The organism is Pseudonocardia sp. McavD-2-B (assembly GCF_024124365.1).
In the GTDB taxonomy this organism is placed as follows: domain Bacteria; phylum Actinomycetota; class Actinomycetes; order Mycobacteriales; family Pseudonocardiaceae; genus Pseudonocardia; species Pseudonocardia alni.
The window spans coordinates 1-17,349 of record NZ_JAMXSG010000112.1 but is presented as its reverse complement, the minus strand read 5'-3'; the positions used below and the strand labels follow the sequence as shown (position 1 = coordinate 17,349).

20 protein-coding genes are annotated in these 17,349 nt (G+C 75.3%); 12 read left to right on the top strand and 8 right to left on the bottom strand.

All coding sequences use genetic code 11. The features are described from left to right. Positions 1 to 447, bottom strand: a 447-nt coding sequence (locus NH602_RS16070; RefSeq protein WP_253068233.1) for an HAD family hydrolase, incomplete at its 3' end; no start/stop codon positions are given. 56 nt (positions 448 to 503) lie between these two features. Here NH602_RS16070 and NH602_RS16065 point away from each other — a divergent pair. The 8 genes from NH602_RS16065 to NH602_RS31930 all read left to right on the top strand — a co-directional run bounded on the left by NH602_RS16065 (position 504) and on the right by NH602_RS31930 (position 8,055). Continuing rightward, a complete protein-coding gene (locus tag NH602_RS16065; RefSeq protein WP_305882453.1) occupies positions 504 to 1,070 on the top strand; it encodes an alcohol dehydrogenase catalytic domain-containing protein in 567 nt (188 codons plus the stop codon). Beyond that, complete coding sequence (locus NH602_RS16055; RefSeq protein WP_253068232.1) at positions 1,064 to 1,819, top strand: triose-phosphate isomerase family protein; 756 nt, start codon at positions 1,064 to 1,066, stop codon at positions 1,817 to 1,819. The genes NH602_RS16065 and NH602_RS16055 overlap by 7 nt, the downstream gene beginning before the upstream one ends. After that, positions 1,816 to 2,529 (top strand): GntR family transcriptional regulator, encoded by a 714-nt coding sequence (locus NH602_RS16050; RefSeq protein ID WP_179762722.1) that lies wholly within the window; start codon positions 1,816 to 1,818, stop codon positions 2,527 to 2,529. Before NH602_RS16055 ends, NH602_RS16050 begins: the two co-directional genes overlap by 4 nt. Positions 2,530 to 2,624: 95 nt before the next feature. Then, positions 2,625 to 3,578 (top strand): sugar phosphate isomerase/epimerase, encoded by a 954-nt coding sequence (locus NH602_RS16045; protein ID WP_253068231.1) that lies wholly within the window; start codon positions 2,625 to 2,627, stop codon positions 3,576 to 3,578. Next, positions 3,575 to 4,549, top strand: a complete 975-nt coding sequence (locus NH602_RS16040) for a 3-hydroxyacyl-CoA dehydrogenase family protein (RefSeq protein WP_179762720.1) — start codon at positions 3,575 to 3,577, stop codon at positions 4,547 to 4,549. The genes NH602_RS16045 and NH602_RS16040 overlap by 4 nt, the downstream gene beginning before the upstream one ends. Next, the gene (locus tag NH602_RS16035) at positions 4,546 to 5,313 is read left to right on the top strand and encodes an SDR family NAD(P)-dependent oxidoreductase (RefSeq protein ID WP_073574772.1); all 768 of its coding nucleotides are present in this window, start codon (positions 4,546 to 4,548) and stop codon (positions 5,311 to 5,313) included. The genes NH602_RS16040 and NH602_RS16035 overlap by 4 nt, the downstream gene beginning before the upstream one ends. 142 nt (positions 5,314 to 5,455) lie before the next feature. Beyond that, positions 5,456 to 6,826 carry an MFS transporter gene (locus NH602_RS16030; protein ID WP_253068230.1) on the top strand — a complete coding sequence of 457 codons (1,371 nt, stop codon included), beginning with the start codon at positions 5,456 to 5,458 and terminating at the stop codon, positions 6,824 to 6,826. Continuing rightward, positions 6,823 to 8,055 (top strand): four-carbon acid sugar kinase family protein, encoded by a 1,233-nt coding sequence (locus NH602_RS31930; protein ID WP_073574770.1) that lies wholly within the window; start codon positions 6,823 to 6,825, stop codon positions 8,053 to 8,055. Before NH602_RS16030 ends, NH602_RS31930 begins: the two co-directional genes overlap by 4 nt. A 2-nt stretch (positions 8,056 to 8,057) precedes the next feature. On the opposite strand, the gene NH602_RS16020 is transcribed toward NH602_RS31930, so the two are convergent. Together NH602_RS16020 and NH602_RS16015 are read right to left on the bottom strand one after the other, a co-directional pair. Beyond that, on the bottom strand, positions 8,058 to 8,279 hold the full coding sequence (locus NH602_RS16020) for a hypothetical protein (RefSeq protein ID WP_179762719.1): 222 nt from the start codon (positions 8,277 to 8,279) through the stop codon (positions 8,058 to 8,060). A gap of 39 nt (positions 8,280 to 8,318) precedes the next feature. Then, a complete protein-coding gene (locus NH602_RS16015) occupies positions 8,319 to 9,071 on the bottom strand; it encodes a sulfite exporter TauE/SafE family protein (RefSeq protein ID WP_179762718.1) in 753 nt (250 codons plus the stop codon). A 106-nt stretch (positions 9,072 to 9,177) separates the two neighbouring features. Between NH602_RS16015 and NH602_RS16010 the strand changes: the two genes are divergently transcribed. Then, entirely contained in the window at positions 9,178 to 9,837 is a 660-nt protein-coding gene (locus NH602_RS16010) for a TetR/AcrR family transcriptional regulator (protein WP_073574767.1), read from the top strand. Here NH602_RS16010 and NH602_RS16005 read toward each other — a convergent pair whose 3' ends face one another. After that, a complete protein-coding gene (locus tag NH602_RS16005) occupies positions 9,838 to 11,448 on the bottom strand; it encodes an ATP-binding cassette domain-containing protein (RefSeq protein WP_253068229.1) in 1,611 nt (536 codons plus the stop codon). 234 nt (positions 11,449 to 11,682) lie between these two features. On the opposite strand from NH602_RS16005, the gene NH602_RS16000 reads away from it, so the two are divergent. Beyond that, the gene (locus tag NH602_RS16000; protein ID WP_073574765.1) at positions 11,683 to 12,081 is read left to right on the top strand and encodes a VOC family protein; all 399 of its coding nucleotides are present in this window, start codon (positions 11,683 to 11,685) and stop codon (positions 12,079 to 12,081) included. A gap of 60 nt (positions 12,082 to 12,141) precedes the next feature. Here NH602_RS16000 and NH602_RS15995 read toward each other — a convergent pair whose 3' ends face one another. Next, a complete protein-coding gene (locus tag NH602_RS15995; RefSeq protein WP_253068228.1) occupies positions 12,142 to 13,722 on the bottom strand; it encodes an HNH endonuclease signature motif containing protein in 1,581 nt (526 codons plus the stop codon). A gap of 323 nt (positions 13,723 to 14,045) precedes the next feature. Between NH602_RS15995 and NH602_RS15990 the strand changes: the two genes are divergently transcribed. Continuing rightward, on the top strand, positions 14,046 to 14,576 hold the full coding sequence (locus NH602_RS15990; RefSeq protein ID WP_253068227.1) for a hypothetical protein: 531 nt from the start codon (positions 14,046 to 14,048) through the stop codon (positions 14,574 to 14,576). A 1-nt stretch (position 14,577) separates the two neighbouring features. On the opposite strand, the gene NH602_RS15985 is transcribed toward NH602_RS15990, so the two are convergent. Next, positions 14,578 to 14,973 carry a VOC family protein gene (locus tag NH602_RS15985; protein WP_253068226.1) on the bottom strand — a complete coding sequence of 132 codons (396 nt, stop codon included), beginning with the start codon at positions 14,971 to 14,973 and terminating at the stop codon, positions 14,578 to 14,580. Then, complete coding sequence (locus tag NH602_RS15980) at positions 14,970 to 15,866, bottom strand: EamA family transporter (protein ID WP_253068225.1); 897 nt, start codon at positions 15,864 to 15,866, stop codon at positions 14,970 to 14,972. The genes NH602_RS15985 and NH602_RS15980 overlap by 4 nt, the downstream gene beginning before the upstream one ends. 72 nt (positions 15,867 to 15,938) lie before the next feature. Here NH602_RS15980 and NH602_RS15975 point away from each other — a divergent pair, with 72 nt between their 5' ends. Beyond that, the gene (locus tag NH602_RS15975) at positions 15,939 to 16,847 is read left to right on the top strand and encodes a LysR family transcriptional regulator (protein WP_253068224.1); all 909 of its coding nucleotides are present in this window, start codon (positions 15,939 to 15,941) and stop codon (positions 16,845 to 16,847) included. On the opposite strand, the gene NH602_RS15970 is transcribed toward NH602_RS15975, so the two are convergent. Continuing rightward, the coding region (locus tag NH602_RS15970; protein WP_253068223.1) for a C40 family peptidase at positions 16,831 to 17,349 on the bottom strand (519 nt) is incomplete at its 5' end. The genes NH602_RS15975 and NH602_RS15970 overlap by 17 nt on opposite strands.

Below are 17,349 nucleotides of genomic sequence, written 5' to 3'. Positions count from 1 at the left end.
GAGCGCGGCCGCGGCGGCGCGGTAGCCCTCCGGGTCCGGCTTGCCGTGCCGCACGTCGTCGCGGGCGACGAGCACCGGCGCATCGATCCCGGCGGCGCCGAGGCGGGCGGCGGCGAGCCGCCGGGCGGCGCTGGTCACGACGGCCCACGGGACCCGCGCCGCGTCGAGGGCGGCGAGCAGGGCGTGTGCCCCGGGCAGCGCGTCGACGTCGTCGAGGTCGTCGTACTGCAGCTCCAGCTGGCGGGCCGCGGCGGCGTCGAGTGCCGCGCCGGACAGGTCCGGGCGCAGCAACCGGATCGTGCCGTCGCTGGGCACCCCGTGCGCGACGCGGACGAGGTCGGCCCCGGCGACGCCGTACTCGCGCGCCCAGGCGGCCCAGGAGCGGGCGACCGCGGCGTCGGACCCGACCAGCGTGCCGTCCATGTCGAACAGGATCGCGGCGTACACACCGCACCACCCCTTTCCCTCGGATGGCGAGCCTATCGGCCTGGGAGGATCGCCCCATGCGAGCAGTACGGATCACCGCGTTCGGCGCACCGCCCGAGGTCGTGGACCTGCCGGACCCCACCCCGCCCGTGGGTGGAGTGGTCGTGCGGGTGGAGGCGACCGGGCTGTGCGCCAGCGACCGGTTCGCCTGGGCCGGGCACGACGGTGACGTGACGCTCCCCCACGTGCCCGGCCACGAACTGGTCGGGCACGTGGTCGCGACCGGCGCCGGGGTCACCCGGTTCCGGGCCGGTGACCGGGTCACGACGCCGTTCGTCTGCGGCTGCGGTGTCTGCCCGGACTGCCGGGCGGGCCGCGCGCAGGTCTGCCCGCACCAGCAGCAGCCCGGGTTCACCCACGACGGGTCCTTCGCCGAGCTCGTCGCGCTGCACCACGCCGACCACAACCTGGTGCCGGTCCCCGACGCCGCCGACGCCGCCGGGCGGGCCGCCGAGGACACCGCACGGCTCACGGCCCGCCTGGGCCGCGCGCGGGCCCACGGCGAGCGCAGCGTCGGCACCCCCGACCCCGGCGCGGTGTCGTTCGCGCTGGTCGTACGCACGGCCGGGGAGCACCTGTGCTGATCGGGTCGAGCCTCAAGACCTACCTCGGCCACGCCCGCACCTGCGACTGGCTGCGGGCGGTCGCCGCGATCGCCGCCGGGCACCGGGCCGTCGCCTCCGGGGCGGCGACGCTGTTCGCGCTCCCCCAGTTCCCGTCCATCCCCGCGGCCGTGGAGATCGCCCGCCCCGCCGGGATCGCCGTCGGCGCCCAGGACGTGGCCGTGCACGACGACGGCCCGTGGACCGGGGAGGTCACCGCGCCCGTGCTGGTCGAGGTGGGCGCCACGCTGGCCGAGGTCGGGCACGCCGAGCGCCGGGCCCACTTCGGCGAGACCGACGACGTCGTCGCCGCGAAGACGCTCGCCGCACTGCGCAACGGCCTCACCCCGGTCCTGTGCGTCGGCGAGACCGACCGGTCCGGGGCGGGGCGGGCCGCCGACGCCGTGCGGGCCCAGGTCGACCACGCGCTGGCTCCGGCACTCGCGGCCGGGCTCACGGGTCCGGTCATCGTCGCCTACGAGCCCGTCTGGGCGATCGGCGCCCCCGAACCGGCCCCGGCCGCGCACGTCAGCGCGGTCGGGTCGGCGTTGCGTGCGCACGTCGCGGGGCGCCCGGGCGCCGCGGTGATCTACGGTGGGAGTGCCGGGCCGGGCCTGCTGCCCCGCATCGCCGACGGCGTCGACGGCATGTTCCTGGGCCGCTTCGCCCACGACCCGCGCGCCGTCGCCGCGATCCTCGACGAGGTCGCCGACCTGGAGGGAGCCCGATGAGCGCCAGCACCCCGGGGCTGCGCGGCGGGATCGAGCGCCGCGGCCTGCGCGACCACGTCTACGAGCGCATCCTCGAGCTGCTGCTCTCCGGCGGGCTCGAGCCGGGCACGCGGCTGGGCATCGACACCATCGCGCGCGACCTCGACGTCTCCCCCACCCCGGTGCGCGAGGCCATGGTCCAGCTGGAGCGGACCGGCCTGGTGACCCGCGAGGCACTCAAGGGCTACCGGGTCGCGCCGCCGCTGGCCGCCGACCAGCTCGCCGAGCTCTTCGACGCCCGGCTGATGCTGGAGACCACCGCCGCGAGCATGGCCGCCCCCGCGACCCCGGCCATGCTCGCCGAGCTGCGGTCCGCGCACGCCCGCCACGCCGCGGCCGGCGAGCGCGTGGCCGCCGCACTCGCGCAGGGCCGGGTCGACCCGTCGCTGACCGCGGAGTACTTCGCCGCCGACACCGAGTTCCACGACGTCGTGCTCCACCACGCCCGCAACCGCTACCTCGTGCAGATGTCCGAGACCCTCGGCGCCCAGGTGCACCGGATGCGCCAGACCGCGCTGCAGGGGGTCCCCGACGTCGAGGAGGCGGTCGCGGAGCACGGCGGCGTCGTCGACGCGTTCGCCTCCGGCGGCGTGGACGAGCCGGTGGCCGCGCTGCGCCGCCACCTCGACAACGTGCGCGAGCGCTCGCTGCGCTTCGAGCGCGGGGTCTGACCCGCCCGTCCCGATCGACATCCCCCGAACGGTTGACCTCGCTCGTCATTCCTATAGGATCTATCCAAGATCGCATGTGCACCGAAGGAGCCGCCATGCCCACCACACCCCCGGTCCCCGCGCCGGAGGACTGGCCGATCGCCGTCTGCATGCACGGGTTCGCCCCCGTGGGACCCGACGGGGTCGCGCTGCACGACGCCCCCGCCGAGCGCTGGGACGACGTGTTCGCCCAGGTCGCCGCCCTCGGGTTCACCGAGCTGGAGATCGCCGACTCGCACATCCGGCCCGCCGACCTGGAGCCCTCGCGCCGCGAGGAGCTGCGCGCGATCGCGACGCAGCACGGCGTCGCGATGATCTCGGTGCACGTGCAGCGCCAGAGCGTGCTGCAGCCCGGCCGCGAACAGCGCAACCTCGACTACGCCCACCGCACCATCGACGCGGCCGCCGAGCTGGGCATGACGGTGTTCTCCACCGGCCTGCACCACCCGTTCTCCGAGGCGCAGAAGAAGGCGCTGTGGTTCTGGACCGCGCCCGGCTGGAAGGACCCCGACGACGCCGCGACCCGGGCCACCGCCGTCGCGCGGCTGCGCGAGCTCGGCGAGCACGCGGCGTCGGTCGGCCTGCCGATGGCGCTGGAGATGTACGAGGACACCTACCTCGGCACCGCCGACTCCGCCGTGGCGCTGGTGCACGAGATCGGGCTCGACAACGTCGGGCTCAACCCCGACATCGGCAACCTCGTCCGGCTGCACCGCCCCATCGAGGACTGGCGCGAGATGCACGCCAGGACGCTGCCGTACGCGAAGTACTGGCACGTGAAGAACTACGCCCGCGACGAGGCCGGCGACGGCTCGTGGTTCAGCTCCACGCCGACCTCGATGGAGCTCGGGCTCATCAACTACCGCCAGGTCGTGTGCGACGCCGTCGAGCTCGGCTTCCGCGGGCCGTTCCTGATGGAGCAGTACGGCGGCGACTCGCTCGGCGTCTGCGCCACCAACCGCGACTACCTGCGCGGCCTGCTCGCCACCATCCGGAAGGACCGTTCATGACTCTCGAGGGACGCACCGTCGCGGTGATCGGCAGCGGCTACATGGGCGGCGGGATCGCCCAGGTCCTGGCCCTGGCCGGGGCCGAGGTCCGCATCGCCGACGTCGACGCCGACACCACCCGCGCCAACCTCGACCGGCTCGTCGCGGAGGCCCGCGCCTTCGCCGCCGAGGACCTGTTCCCCGCCCACGCCCCCGACACGATCGCCGGGCGCGTGCACGCCGCGGAGTCGTTCGAGGCCGCCGTCGAGGGCGCCGACTTCGTCGAGGAGGCGGTGCCGGAGAAGATCGGCATCAAGCACGAGGTGCTGCGCCGGGTCTCGGCCGCCGCCGCGCCGGACACCGTCATCGGGTCCAACACCTCCACCATCCTCATCGGGCGGATCGCCGAGGCCGTCGCGCGGCCGGAGCGGTTCCTGGGCGTGCACTTCTCCAACCCCGCGCCGTTCATCCCCGGCGTCGAGGTCATCGCGCACGCCGGCACCGACCCGGCGATCCTGCCCGGCGTCGAGGAGCTGGTGCGCGCGGTCGGCAAGCAGCCCGCGCGCATCTCCGACGCCGACGGCTTCGTCCTCAACCGTCTGCAGTACGCGCTGTTCTCCGAGGCGTCCCAGCTCGTCGACGAGGGCGTCGCGAGCGCGGAGGACGTCGACACGATCGTCCGGACCACCTTCGGGTTCCGGCTGCCGTTCTTCGGCCCGTTCGCGATCGCCGACATGGCGGGCCTGGACGTCTACCGGTTCTGCTTCGAGTCGCTGCAGGGCCGCTGGCCCGAGCGCTTCGCCACCCCGCGGGCGCTGGCCGAGCACGTCGAGAACGGCCGGCTGGGCACCAAGTCCGGCGGCGGGTTCCTCGACGTCCCCGCCGAGCGGGTGCCCGAGCTCGTCGCGTACCGCAACAAGGCCTACGCGCGGATGGCGCAGCTGATCGACGAGCTGGGCCCGGCCCCGCTCGGGAAGGAGGGCGACCGATGACCGGGTTCCCCGCCGAACGGACCGTGATCCTCACCGGGGCGGGCTCGCCGCGCGGGATCGGGCGCTATGCGGCCGACCACCTCGCCGCGGCCGGCTGGCACGTCGGGCTGATCGACATCGACGGCGACGCGGCCGCGGCGACCGCCGCCGGGATCGCCGAGCGGCACGGGGTGTGCGCCGCGGGCGTCGGCGCCGACGTCGCCGACCGCGAGGCCGCCGTCGCCGCGGTGGACGCGCTGGAGCAGCAGCTGCCGCAGCTGGTCGCGCTGGTCGCGTTCGCCGGGGTCGCCTCCCCGGTCCCCTACCTCGACGTCGACGAGCAGGAGTGGCGCCGGGTCGTGGCCGTGAACCTCGACGGCACCCACTGGGTCACCCAGCGGGTCGCCCGCAGCCTGGTCGCCCACGGCGTCGGACGCATCGTGGGCATCTCCTCGGTCTCCGCCCAGCGCGGCGGCGGCACCTACTCCAAGACCCCGTACTCCGCGGCGAAGGCCGGCATCCAGGGCTTCATCCGCTCGGTCGCCCGCGAGCTGGGCCCGCACGGGATCACCGCGAACGTGATCGCCCCCGGCCCGATCGACACCGACATCATGGGCGGCACCCTCTCGCCCGAGCGCAAGGCGGCCATGGCCGCCGACGGCGTGGTGGCGCGCATCGGCACCCCGCACGACGTCGCCGCCGCCGCGGCGTACCTCATCGGGCCCGACTCCGGCTTCGTGACGGGCCAGACCCTGAACGTCGACGGCGGCCTCTACATGCACTAGGAGCCCGCGTGCCCCGTGAACCGTTCCCCGGCTGGTCGTGGTCGCGCGTCGCGTTCCTCGCGATCGGCCTCGTCCTCGTCGCGATCGGCCTCGTGCTGGTCCTCTGACCCGTCCGCCCGCACACGACCTCGAAGGGGAGATCGTGGAACCCACCACCGGCGACCGCACGCCGCGCGCGCTGCTCGACAGCCCGCACCTCGCGTCCGGCATCCGCAAGGCCACCACCCGGCTCATGCCGATGCTGGTGGTCCTCTACTTCGTCGCGTTCCTGGACCGCACCAACGTCGGCTTCGCCGAGGAGGGGCTGCAGGTCGACCGCGGCATCAGCGCCGGGGCGTTCGCCCTGGGCGCGGGCATCTTCTTCATCGGCTACGCGATCTTCGAGATCCCCAGCAACCTGCTGCTCGACCGCTTCGGCGCCCGGTTCTGGCTGGCCCGGATCGCGGTGACCTGGGGCGTGGTCGCGAGCGCGTTCGCGTTCACCACGAACGACACGATGTTCGTGTTCCTGCGGTTCCTGCTCGGCGTCACCGAGGCCGGGCTGTTCCCCGGCGTGATCATGTTCCTGTCGCAGTGGTTCCCGAACAAGAAGCGCGTGCAGATGTTCGCGATCTTCTACCTGGCCCAGCCGTTCAGCCAGATGCTCGGGGCGCCGCTGTCGGGTGGGCTGATCAGCTTCGGCGACACCCTCACGCCCTGGCACGGCTGGCAGGTCATGTTCTTCGTCGAGGGCGTCATGGCGATCGTCGCCGGCGTGGCGGCGTACTTCCTGCTGACCGACTCCCCGCAGAAGGCGACCTGGCTCGACGAGCGCGAGAAGGCCGCGATGCGCGAGGTCATGGCGCACGAGGACACCGTGCGCGACGCCGACGGCCCGCGCGGGATCGTCCCGGCGATGCTCAACGGCAAGGTCTGGTACTTCACGGTCATCTACTTCTGCCTGCAGGTGGCCGTCTACGGCACCACGTTCTACCTGCCCCAGCAGGTCGCGGGCCTGCTCGGGCGCGACGTCGGCTGGCAGGTCGGGCTCGTCGCGGCGATCCCCTGGGCGGTCGGCCTGGTCTTCTGCTACGTCGTCGGCCGGCACGCCGACACCGTCGCGCGGCGCCGCAACTGGGGCGGCATCGCCTTCCTCCTGACCGGGGCCGCGATCCTCGCCTCGGCCTGGGCCGGGGCGAACGGACAGGCGCTGCTGGGCATCGTCGCGATCACCGTGGCGGTGTCGGCGTTCCTGTGCGCCGGCCCGATCAGCTGGTCGTTCCCGACGGCGTTCCTCACCGGAGCCGCGGCGGCCACCGGCATCGGTCTGATCAACTCGATCGGCAACCTCGGCGGCTTCGTCGCGCCGATCATGCGGACCGCGATCAACGAGGCCGTCCCGACCGAGGCCGGGACGTGGGGCGTCGTCTCACTGGGGGTTCTCGCCTTCCTCGCCGCGGCGATGATGTGGGGCACGGCGCTGTTCCGCACCCGCGCCGACGCGCTGCTCGACTCCCCGGGGCGGGAGCGGTGAAGATCCTCGTCTGCGACGACGACCCGACCGGCACGCAGTCCGCGACCGGGGTCGAGGTCCTGCTCCGGTGGGACGCCGACGTGCTCACCGACGCCCTGCGCCGGGCCGACGCGGTGTACCTGCTGACCAACACCCGCGCGCTCGACGAACAGGCCGCCGTCGCACTGGTGTCGGGCATCCGCGCCGACGCCGACGTCGCGGGCGGGCGGCTCGGCGAGCGGGTCCGGCTGGTGCTGCGGGGCGACTCGACGCTGCGCGGGCACGTGTTCGCCGAGTGCGACGCCGTCGACCCGGCCGCGCCGGTGCTGTTCGTCCCCGCCTTCCCCGGTGGCGGACGCACGACCGTCGACGGCACGCACCGGGTACGCGTCGGCGGCGAGATCCTCCCGGCGCACGAGACGGAGTTCGCCCGCGACCCGGTGTTCGGCTACCGCGACGGCCATCTGCCCGGCTACGTCCGGGAGAAGTCCGCGCGCACACCGGTCACGGTCGGCATCGACGACGTGCGCTCCGGCGCGCTCACCGGGGTGCTGACCGGCGCCGGGGACATCGACGTGGTGCTGCCCGACGTGCACGACGACACCGACGTCGCCCGTGTCGCCGACGCCCTGCGCGCGGCGTGGGCGACCCGCGAGATCGTCGCGCGCGGCGGGGCGCCGCTGGCGGCCGCGGTCTGCCGGGTGAGCAGCGACGGGCTGCTCGACGCCCCCGTCGCGGGCCCGGGCCGCACGCTGCTGGTGTGCGGCTCGCACACCGCCGCCGCGGGCCGGCAGCTGACGTACGCCTGCGCCGGGCGCGGTGCGCCCGTGGTGGTCGGCACCGACGACGCACTCGCCGACCCGGACGCGACCGCGGCCCGGCTGGTCCGTGACCTGGCCGGTGACCTGTCCGCCGGCGGCTGGGCGGCCCTGGCCAGCGAGCGGGAGCGCCGCGCCGAGCACGACACCCTGGCCCACGGGGAGTCGGTGATGCGGGCGGTGGTCGGAGCGGTCGCGGCCCTGCGCGAGCAGGTCGACGTCGTGGTGACCAAGGGCGGGATCACCGGGGCCCAGGTCGCCCGCGACGGCCTCGGCGCGGTCTCGGCGCGGGTCCGCGGGCAGGTGCTGCCCGGGGTGTCGGTGTGGGACCTGATGACGCCGGGCGGGCGCGCGGTCGTGCAGGTGGTGGTGCCGGGCAACGTCGGCGACGACGACGCCCTCGACGCGGCGCTCGCGGCCGTCGGTGTGTGAGCTCACGGCGGGCCCCGGTCGACGAAGCGCAGGGTCATCGCCAGGTAGTCGCGCAGCGACACGGTGCGCGGGGCGCGCCGGTGCCGGGACCAGATGACGTTGGCCCGGCCCGGACTCAGGGTGTGGGCGTGCGCGACGACGGCACGCGCCTCGTCCGGGCCGATCTCGCGCCCGGCCAGCGAGGCGAGGGCCACGGCCAGCTCGGTAGCGCGGTCGTCGTCCACGCCCTCAGGAGAGCAGACACCCCCGACAGTTCGGGGCGCTCACTCCACCAACAGGAACACGATCGCCGCGACCCCGATCACGACGATCACGGTCCGCAGCACCGCGGGCGGCAGCCTGCGGCCGACCTTCGCACCGAGCAGCCCGCCGACGATCGAGCTGACCGCGATGATCCCGACGACCGTCCAGTCGACCGGGGCGACGACGGCGTAGATCGCCCCGGCGACGATGTTCACGACCGAGGCGAGGGTGTTCTTGAAGGCGTTGAGCCGCTGGAGCGGGTCCGCGACGAGCAGCCCCATCACCCCGACCAGCATGATCCCCTGGGCGGCGGTGAAGTAGCCGCCGTAGACGCCCACCAGGAACACCAGCACGTAGAGCACCGGCGAGCCGGTCCGGTCCGGACGCGGGCGGTCGCGCAGCAGGCGGGCCAGCAGGGGCTGCACGGCGACCAGCAGCACCGAGGTACCGACCAGGACCGGCACGATCGTCTCGAACGCGTCCGGCGGCAGCGACAACAGCAGCGCCGCACCGACCACGGCCCCCAGGAACGACGCGACACCGTACTTCGCGAGGCGGCGGCCGTGCCCGGCCCACTCCTTGCGGTAGCCGACGGCGCCGGTGATCGAGCCGGTGATCAGCCCGATGGCGTTCGACGTCGTCGCCGTCACCGGAGGGAAGCCCAGCGCCACGAGCACCGGGAAGGTCACCAGCGTCCCCGACCCGACGACGGTGTTGATCAGCCCCGCCCAGAGCCCGGCCAGCGCGATGACCCCGACCTCCCACAACTCCATCGGGACACCCTACGAACCGCGCACCGGCACTCCTCAGGGCGCAGTACGCGTAGGGGTTACGCTGTGCGCGTAGGGCCCCCTACGAAATGCGTGGCATGATCGACGCGTGACCGCCGCCGACGACCCCCGCTGGGCCGCTCCCCCGGCCCCGGCGCGCCGGACGCTGGACCGCGGCTCGATCGTCGCCACGGCGCTGCGCCTCGCCGACGCCGACGGGCTGGCCGCGGTGTCGATGCCGCGGCTGGCCCGCGAGCTGGGGTCCGCGCCGATGTCGCTGTACCGGCACGTGCCCGGCAAGGACGCGCTGGTCGACCTCGTCCTGGACGTCGCACTGGGCGAGCCGCCGGACCTGTCGGGCTGCGGGCTGCGGCTGGGCTGCGAGATCTGGGCGGCCGCCCTGCGCGACGTGCTCGACGAGCACCCGTGGACCGTCGGGCTGCTCGCCGGTCCTCGTGCCACCGGCCCCGCCGAGTGCGCGTGGTCGGAGGCGCTGCTGGCGCACGTCGTCGGGGCGGGGCACCCGTTGCACGCGGCCGTCGAGGTGCTGCACCTGCTGCACGGCTACGTCCGGGGCGCGGCGGCCCTGGCCGGGGACCGCCTCCCCACCCTCGACGACGTCCGCCGCTCGGGCCGGGCGGAGCGCCTGCCGGTGCTGTCCCGGCTGCTCGGCGGCGCCGTCGTGCGCGGGCCCGGCGGCGGTGAGCCGCTGTTCGACTCCGGGCTGCGCCGCACCCTCGACGCCGTCGAGGCCGGGCTCCGGCCGTGATCACCCGGCCGGGTCGAGCTCCAGCCGCGGCCAGTCGGCCAGGTCGCGCAGCAGCTGCCGGTCGTGGGTGGCGACGACGACGGCCGCCGAGGTGTCCCGGACCATCGCGGTGAGCTCGTCCACGAGCCGCGCGGACAGGTGGTTGGTCGGCTCGTCGAGCAGCAGGGTCGTCGGGCGCTCCGCCAGGGCGCGGGCCAGGTCGAGCCGGCGCCGCCGGCCCTCCGACAGCCGACCCACCGGGGTCCGCAGCGCTGCCGCGTCGAGCAGGCCGTGGGCGCCACCACCGACGTGCTCCAGCACGGCGCGCGCGGGCCGCCGCGGGTCGAGCACCGCAGTCTCCTGCCCCAGCCGGACGACCCGGGCGCCGCTCGCGGTGCGCACCGACCCGGCGTCCGGAGCGAGCGACCCGGCCAGCACGGCGAGCAGCGTCGACTTCCCGGCCCCGTTCGGCCCGGTCACGAGCAGCCGGTCGCCCGCGTCGAGGACCAGGTCGACCGGACCGGCGAGCCGCCCCCGCACGCCGACTCCGTGCGCGCGCAGCTGGGGCGCGCCAGGACGCACGTCGAGGTCGGGCCGGCGCAACGACGACGGCGGTACCGGTACGTCGATCCGGTGCGCGTCGAGCTCGGCCCGGCGCCGGTGCAGCGCCTGCACCACCCCCGGGGCCCGGGACTGGCGGGCGTGCTTGCCGGTCCCCTTGTCCGGACGCCAGCCGGTCGAGAGCCGGTCCCGCGCGGTGGCGACGGCGTCGGCGAGGCGGCGGTGCTCGGCCTGCTGTTCGGCGTGCTCGGCCTCCCACGCGGCGCGGGCCCGGTCCCGCGCGGTCCACCAGGCGTCGTAGCCGCCCGCGGTGAGCCGGGGCGTGCCGTCGCGCGTCGGGTCGAGGTCGCAGAACTCGTCGGCGACGTCACGCAGCAGGGCCCGGTCGTGACTGACCACGGCGAGCCCGCCCGGGTGCGCGCGCAGGGTGCGGGTCAGGAAGTCGAGGCCGGCGGCGTCGAGGTGGTTGGTGGGCTCGTCGAGGAGGAGGACGTCGTGGCGGGCACCGAGCAGGCACGCCAGCCGCACGCGGTGGCGCTGTCCCACCGACAGCGTCTCCAGCGGCCGGGTGCGGTCGGTGCAGGCGCCGATCGCACCGAGGGCGACGTCGACGCGGCGTTCGGCGTCCCAGGCGTCGAGGCGGGTCGCGGTGTCCAGGGCTGCGGCGAACCGGTCGTCGGCGCCGGGCGCGCCGTCGGTGAGCGCCGCGGTCGCCGCGTCGAGCTCGCGCAGCGCCGTCCGCGGGGCGGCGAGCGACTCCGCGGTCAGGGTGCCGACGGTCTCGCCGTCGCGGGCGGGCACCTCCTGGCGGGCCAGGGCGACGGTGCCGGCGCGGTGCACGATCCCGGCGTCCGGCGCGAGCAGGCCCGCGAGGACGTGCAGGAGCGTGGACTTGCCGCGCCCGTTCTCCCCGACGACGGCGAGCCGCGAGCGGGCGGAGACGGTCAGCGTCACGCCGGTGAGGACGCGGTGCGACCCGCGGGTGACGACGACGTCCTCGGCACGCACGTGGGCGGCCGCGCCGACGTCGAGGGCGGGCAGGGGTGAGGACGGTTCGGGGGTGGTGTGCACGAGAGGGCTCCGCGGCATCCGAGATCGGAGCCGGGCAGCACGGGATGCGCCGCCCGGCGGGGACCGGGACGGCGGACGCGGTTCGGAAGGGGTGAAGGGCGCCGCCGTCAGCGGGCGGTGCGGACCTTCTGCGACCAGATGCCTCGTGCCATGGTGTCGACCCTAGCCATCGGCGCACGGCCGTGTCGTCCGGTTTCCGTGCACCGTCGACCCCGCCCCGCGCAGGAGGACCCGATGACCGCCCGAGCCGTGCCGTTCCTGACCTTCCAGCCGCCGCGTGGCCCGAGCGCGAGCGAGGCGATGGAGTTCTGGACATCCCTGTTCGACGACGGCGAGATCGTCTCGGTCACCCACCGCCCCGACGATCCGAACGCGGTGGTTCTCGCCGAGTTCGTCGTCGCCGGGCAGCGCCTGCGGTGCAGCGACAGCCCGCCGGTGCACCAGTGGGACTTCTCCCCCGCCGTCTCGCTGTGGGTGGACTGCGAGTCCGGCGACGAGCAGGAGCGGCTGCTGGCGGCGCTCGCGACCGGTGGGCGGGAGTTCATGCCGCTCGACGACTACGGCTTCGGTCCCTTCGCCTGGGTCGAGGACCGCTTCGGCGTGTCCTGGCAGCTCGCCGCCCCGGCCGCCTGAGCAGCGGACACGGCTCCGAGCGAGGCTCCGCCAGCCCACCCTGCCCGTTCGGCACGCTGATCAGTAGGGCGCGACGACGGCTGTGTCGTGGTCGGCGGCATCCGGCAGCGGATCGGTGAAGACCCGGTGGTCGAACGGCCGCGTCGTCGCCCGGCGGCCGCACGGTGCCACCCAGGTCAGGCTGCCGTCGGTCCCGGCGAGCACCTGCCAGCCCGGCGCGTCCTTCAGCGCGTGGTCGGCCCGGCACAGCCCGAACAGGTTCTCCGCGCTGGTCGGCCCGTCCCCGGCCGCCCAGGGGCGGTGGTGGTCGAGGTCGCGGACCCGGCGGCTGCACGCGGGGCCGCGACAGGTGCAGTCCCGAGCCCGGACGTGGTCGGCCATCGCGACCGGCGGGCGGTAGCGGGTGCGTCCGACGTCGAGCACCGTGCCCGACAGCGGGTCGGTCACCAGCCGCTGCCACACACCGCCGGCGGCGAGGGCGCGGGCGAGGTCGGCGGGGATCGGGCCGTGCCCGACCAGCTCGGCTGGTGCCGCACCACCCATCAGCGTGCTGAGCGGGACGACGACCTGGATCAGCGGGCGGCGCCCCACCGCCTCCTCCGGGTCCGGCTTCGCGGCGAGCACCCGCGCGACCGCTGCGAGCAGGCCGTCCTCGTCGGTGCCCGCCCCGTCCGCGCCGAGCGTGTCCCGGACCGTGCCGACGTCGGTGAGCGTCAGCGTGCCCTGCAGCAGCTGGTGGGCGAGGTCGACGCGCTTCTGGTCCAGGGTGCGGTCGTCGCACGGGTCGTCCAGGGAGCGCGCGAGCCGGTCGACGCACTGCCACGACGCCTCCACCTGCGCGGCGGTGCCGCCCAGCCACAGCGAGCCCATGCCGTCGTCACCCGGGGAGAGCGACATCCGCCGCTCCGACCGGGCCCGCTCGTGGCGCTCGCGGGCGCCGTCCGGGTCGACGCGGGCGATGTGGCGGCGCAGCCGGTCCCGCAGCAACCGGCGGTGCGCCTCCGGAGCCCCCGGGAGGACCGCGGCCTGCACCCGGCGGGCGCGCTCGTCGTCGAGGACGAGTGTCGACGACGAGATCGCCTCGGCGGCGCCCTGGTCGATCGCCCCCGACTCCCACGCGGCCAGGGTCTCCGGCAGCACCTGGGCGAACCGCTGCGCCTGCCCGATCAGCGACCGCGCGTGGTCGCGCGGGACCCGCAGCACGATCGCCACCTGGTCCGGCAGCCAGCGCGAGACGGGCTGCACCGCACGCGGGTCCGCGCCCGGCGGCGCGGCGCCGCTCCCGGCCGGGTGGCGCTCCGCGATCTGCGCGACCGACCGCATCCGCAGGGCGGTCGAGCGCCGCACCCAGTGCTCGGCGCCCTCCAGGACGTCGAGCACCTGCAGATCGGTGAGCCGGTCGGGCGGGGCTCCGGCGACCAGGCACCGCAGCGCCTCCCAGGCGACGTCGTCGATCCCGCCGGAGGGGTCGGGCGGGGGCTCGGGACCACACATCTCGCCGCACAGGTCGATCGCGAGACCGTGCGGGCACCGGGTCGCCTCCTCCACCGCCTCACGACGGCGCCGGTGTTCGAGCCAGGCCGGGTCGTCGGCGGGATCGGTGTGGCTCAGCACGTCCAGCACGTCCACCTGATCGATCATATGTTCGATTATAGGTCTCCTAGCTGGACCTTTCCAGGTCGTTCGGCGCTCGCATCCGCCCGTCCGCCGCAGCCCGGCAGCGGACGATCCCCGCGCACCGGCTCGCGCCGCCACCTCCCCGACCTCATCACGCCTGGGCCTCGCGCCCCCGCGGCCACTCCCCGAGCCCCCGACCGACGCGCCCGCCGGAGCACAGCGGTCGCGCCTCGACGGCCAGGCCGTCCCACCACGACTCGAGCTCCGCTCCGAAGACGACGTCCCTGACCCGACCACTCGGCTGGACGGCGGAGGCGCGCGACCCCCGCACGCGCGAGGATGACCCCGTGCCCCGTCTCGCCGTCCCGCTGCTCGCCGCCCTGGCGCTCCTCGCCCCGACGAGCGCGACGGGTGCGGCGACCGCGGCGAACGGGACGACGAGCCCGGCGGCCAGGGCCTCGTGCATCGCCGACCCACCCCGCTCCGCCCACGCGTTCACCGGCACCGTCGCCTCTACCTCCGCCGACGGCCGCGTCGCGCAGGTCCGTACCGACGACGGCCGCGACGTCCAGGTCGTCGGCTCCCCCACCCCCCGACCGAACACCGCGACCTCGGTCGACCGGTCGTACTCCACCGGGACCCGCTACGAGTTCCGTCCGCTGAACCCGGCGAGCCCGTACGAGGACAACATCTGCACCGCCACCCACGAGGTCGCGGCCGCGCCCGCGGTACCGCCCGGGCCTCCGGCGACCACGGTGTCGGCGGGCGCGTTCGTGACCGCACTCGTCGCGCTCGGGGTCGTCGTCCTGGTCGGGACCGCGGCGGCGTTCCTCGTCCCGAGCCGCCGCCGCAACCGCCGGCGGCGCCGGCGGGCCTGACTCACGGCCCGGAGAGCAGGTCCCACCGGTTCCCGGCGACGTCGCGGAACACCGTGACCGTGCCGTAGGCCTCCACCCGCGGCGGTCCCTCGAACTCCACCCCGAGCGCCACGAGCCGCTCGTACTCCGCGGCGGCGTCGTCGACCTCCAGGAAGTGCCCCACCCGCCCGGCGAACTGGTCACCGACGACGGCCCGCTGCCGCTCACCGTCGGCGCGGGCCAGGAGCAGGCCGGTGTCGCCGACGCGCGGACGCACCACGACCCGGCGCTTCGCCGCCCCGGTCGCCGAGGTCGTCGCGGGCGAGTCCTCGACCAGCTCGAAGCCGAGCACGTCGACGAAGAAGGTGATCGCGGCGTCGTAGTCGTCGACCACGAGCGTCGTGTAGCGCAGCCTCATACCCTCACCTCTACCCGACGCCGGGCCGGCGCGGAGGCCACCAGCACCCCGCCGACGACCACTGCCCCGGCGACCAGCTCGGTCACCGACGGCCGCTCCCCCAGGAGCACCATCGCCAGGCTCATCCCGACCACCGGGACGAGCAGCGAGTGCGGCGCGACGAGCCCCGCCGGGTAGCGGCGCATCAGCCCGGTCCAGATCCCGGCGGCGAGCACGGTCGCGACCAGCGACAGGTACACGAGCGCGACCAGCCCGGCGACGCCGTCGGGGGTCACCATCGCGACGACGTCGCCCCAGGCGCCCGGACCCTCCACCACGGCCGAGGCGGCCAGCATCGGCACCGGCGGCACGACGGTCATCCACAGCGTCAGGTGCAGCGGGTCGACCGCCTCGCCGTCGCGCTGGGCCAGCCGGCTGCACAGGTTCCCGGCCGCCCAGCCGAGCGCGCCGAGCAGGGTCAGCACGACCGGCAGCAGCGCCGCGGACTGGGCTCGGGCGAGGGCGATGCACCCCAGCCCGAGCACGGCGACGCCGATCCCGGCCCACTGCCGCGGCGTCACCCTCTCGCGCAGTAGCAGCGCACCCAGCACGAGCGTGAACGGTCCCGACGCCTGCAGGACCAGCGACGCGAGCCCGGTCGGCATCCCGGCGTACATCCCCAGGAACAGGAAGAGGAACTGCACCGTGCCGAACCCGAGCCCGTAGCCGACGAGCCAGCGCAGCGGAACCCGCGGCCGCGGCACGAGGAGCACCGTCGGGACCGCCAGCACGAGCATCCGCAGCCCGGCCAGGAACAGCGGCTGGAAGTGCTCGAGCCCGACGTGGATGGCGATGAAGTTGGCGCCCCACAACACGGCGACGACGACGGCGAGCAGGCGGTCACGAACGGTCACGGCGTCCACGCTGCCGTCCCGAGACCATGCAGACCAGCGACAACAACTGAAACGATGTTGTAGCTTTCCTGCATGGACGTGCGGCGGCTCCGGATCCTGCGCGAGCTCGCCGACCGCGGCTCGGTCACCGCCGTCGCCGCGGCGCTCAACTTCACCCCGTCCGCGGTGTCCCAGCAGCTCAAGGCACTGTCCCGGGAGGCCGGCCTGGAGCTGACCGCACCGGACGGGCGCGGGCTGCGGCTCACCGCGGCCGGGCGGGCCGTCGTCGACGGGGCGCAGGAAGTGCTCGACGCGCTGGGCCGACTGGAGGAGACCACCGCGGGCCTGCGCGAGCAGCCGCTGGGCACGGTCCGGGTGGTGTTCTTCCCGTCGGCGGCCCGGCTGCTGCTGCCCGGGCTGCTGCGCCGGGCGTCGGCCCACCCCGGGCTGGCGCTGTCCTGCCGTGACCTCGACCTGCGCCCGGAGGAGGTACCGGCCGCCGCGGCCGACGCCGACGTCGTCGTCACCCACCACGACGAACGGCTCGACCCGCTGCGCACGGGCCGGCTCACCGTGCACCCGCTCCTGCGCGAGCCCCTCGACGTCGCCCTGCCTCCGGACCACCCGCTGGCCCACCGCGCCGAGGTGCACCTGTCCGACCTCGTCGACGCCGACTGGATCTCGGTCGCCGTCGGGTGGCCGGTCGACGACGTGCTCAACTCGCTCGCACTGGTCACCGGCACCGTGCCGCGGGTGGTGCAGCGGATCAACGACTTCTCGGTCACCGAGGAGCTCGTCGCCCACGGGCACGGCGTCGCGCTGCTGCCCCGCTACTCCACCGACCACCGCGACGGCGCCCGGCTCGCACTGCGCCCGCTCGCCGGGGTGCGGGCCGCCCGCCTGGTGCGGGCCGTGACCCGCGGTGCGGTGACCCGGCCCGCGGTGCGGCTGGTGCTCGACGAGCTGACCGGCGAGGCCACGGCCGTCAGAGCAGCCGGGTGACCTTGTTCAGGCCGTCATAGCGGACCGAGGTGACCCGCACACTCGCGCCCGAGTACGGGGCCTCGAGCATCTTCCCGTCGCCGAGGTAGATGGCGATGTGGTGGGTGCGGCCGCCGTCGGCCCAGGACAGCATGTCCCCGCGCCGCATGTCCGAGATCGGCACCAGCCGGCCGGCGTTCGCCTGGTTGCCGCTGTAGCGGGGCAGGTCGATGCCGACCCCGGCGAAGGCGAACTGCATCAGCCCCGAGCAGTCGAAGCCGACCTTGCGGAAGTCGCCGTGGGCGTCGGCGACGCCGCCGTCGCGGATCCCGCGGGTCGGTCCGCGCGAGTTGCCGCCACCCCAGGCGTAGATGGTGCCGAGCTGGGCCATCGCCCGGTCGATCACGGTCTCGATCGCCGCCGACCCGGTGCGCCGCGGCGCGGGGCCGTCCGACGGCGCGGGCTCCTGCGCGACCCGCGACGCCGCCTCCTCCCGGGCCCGCCGGTCGGCCTCGGCCTGGAG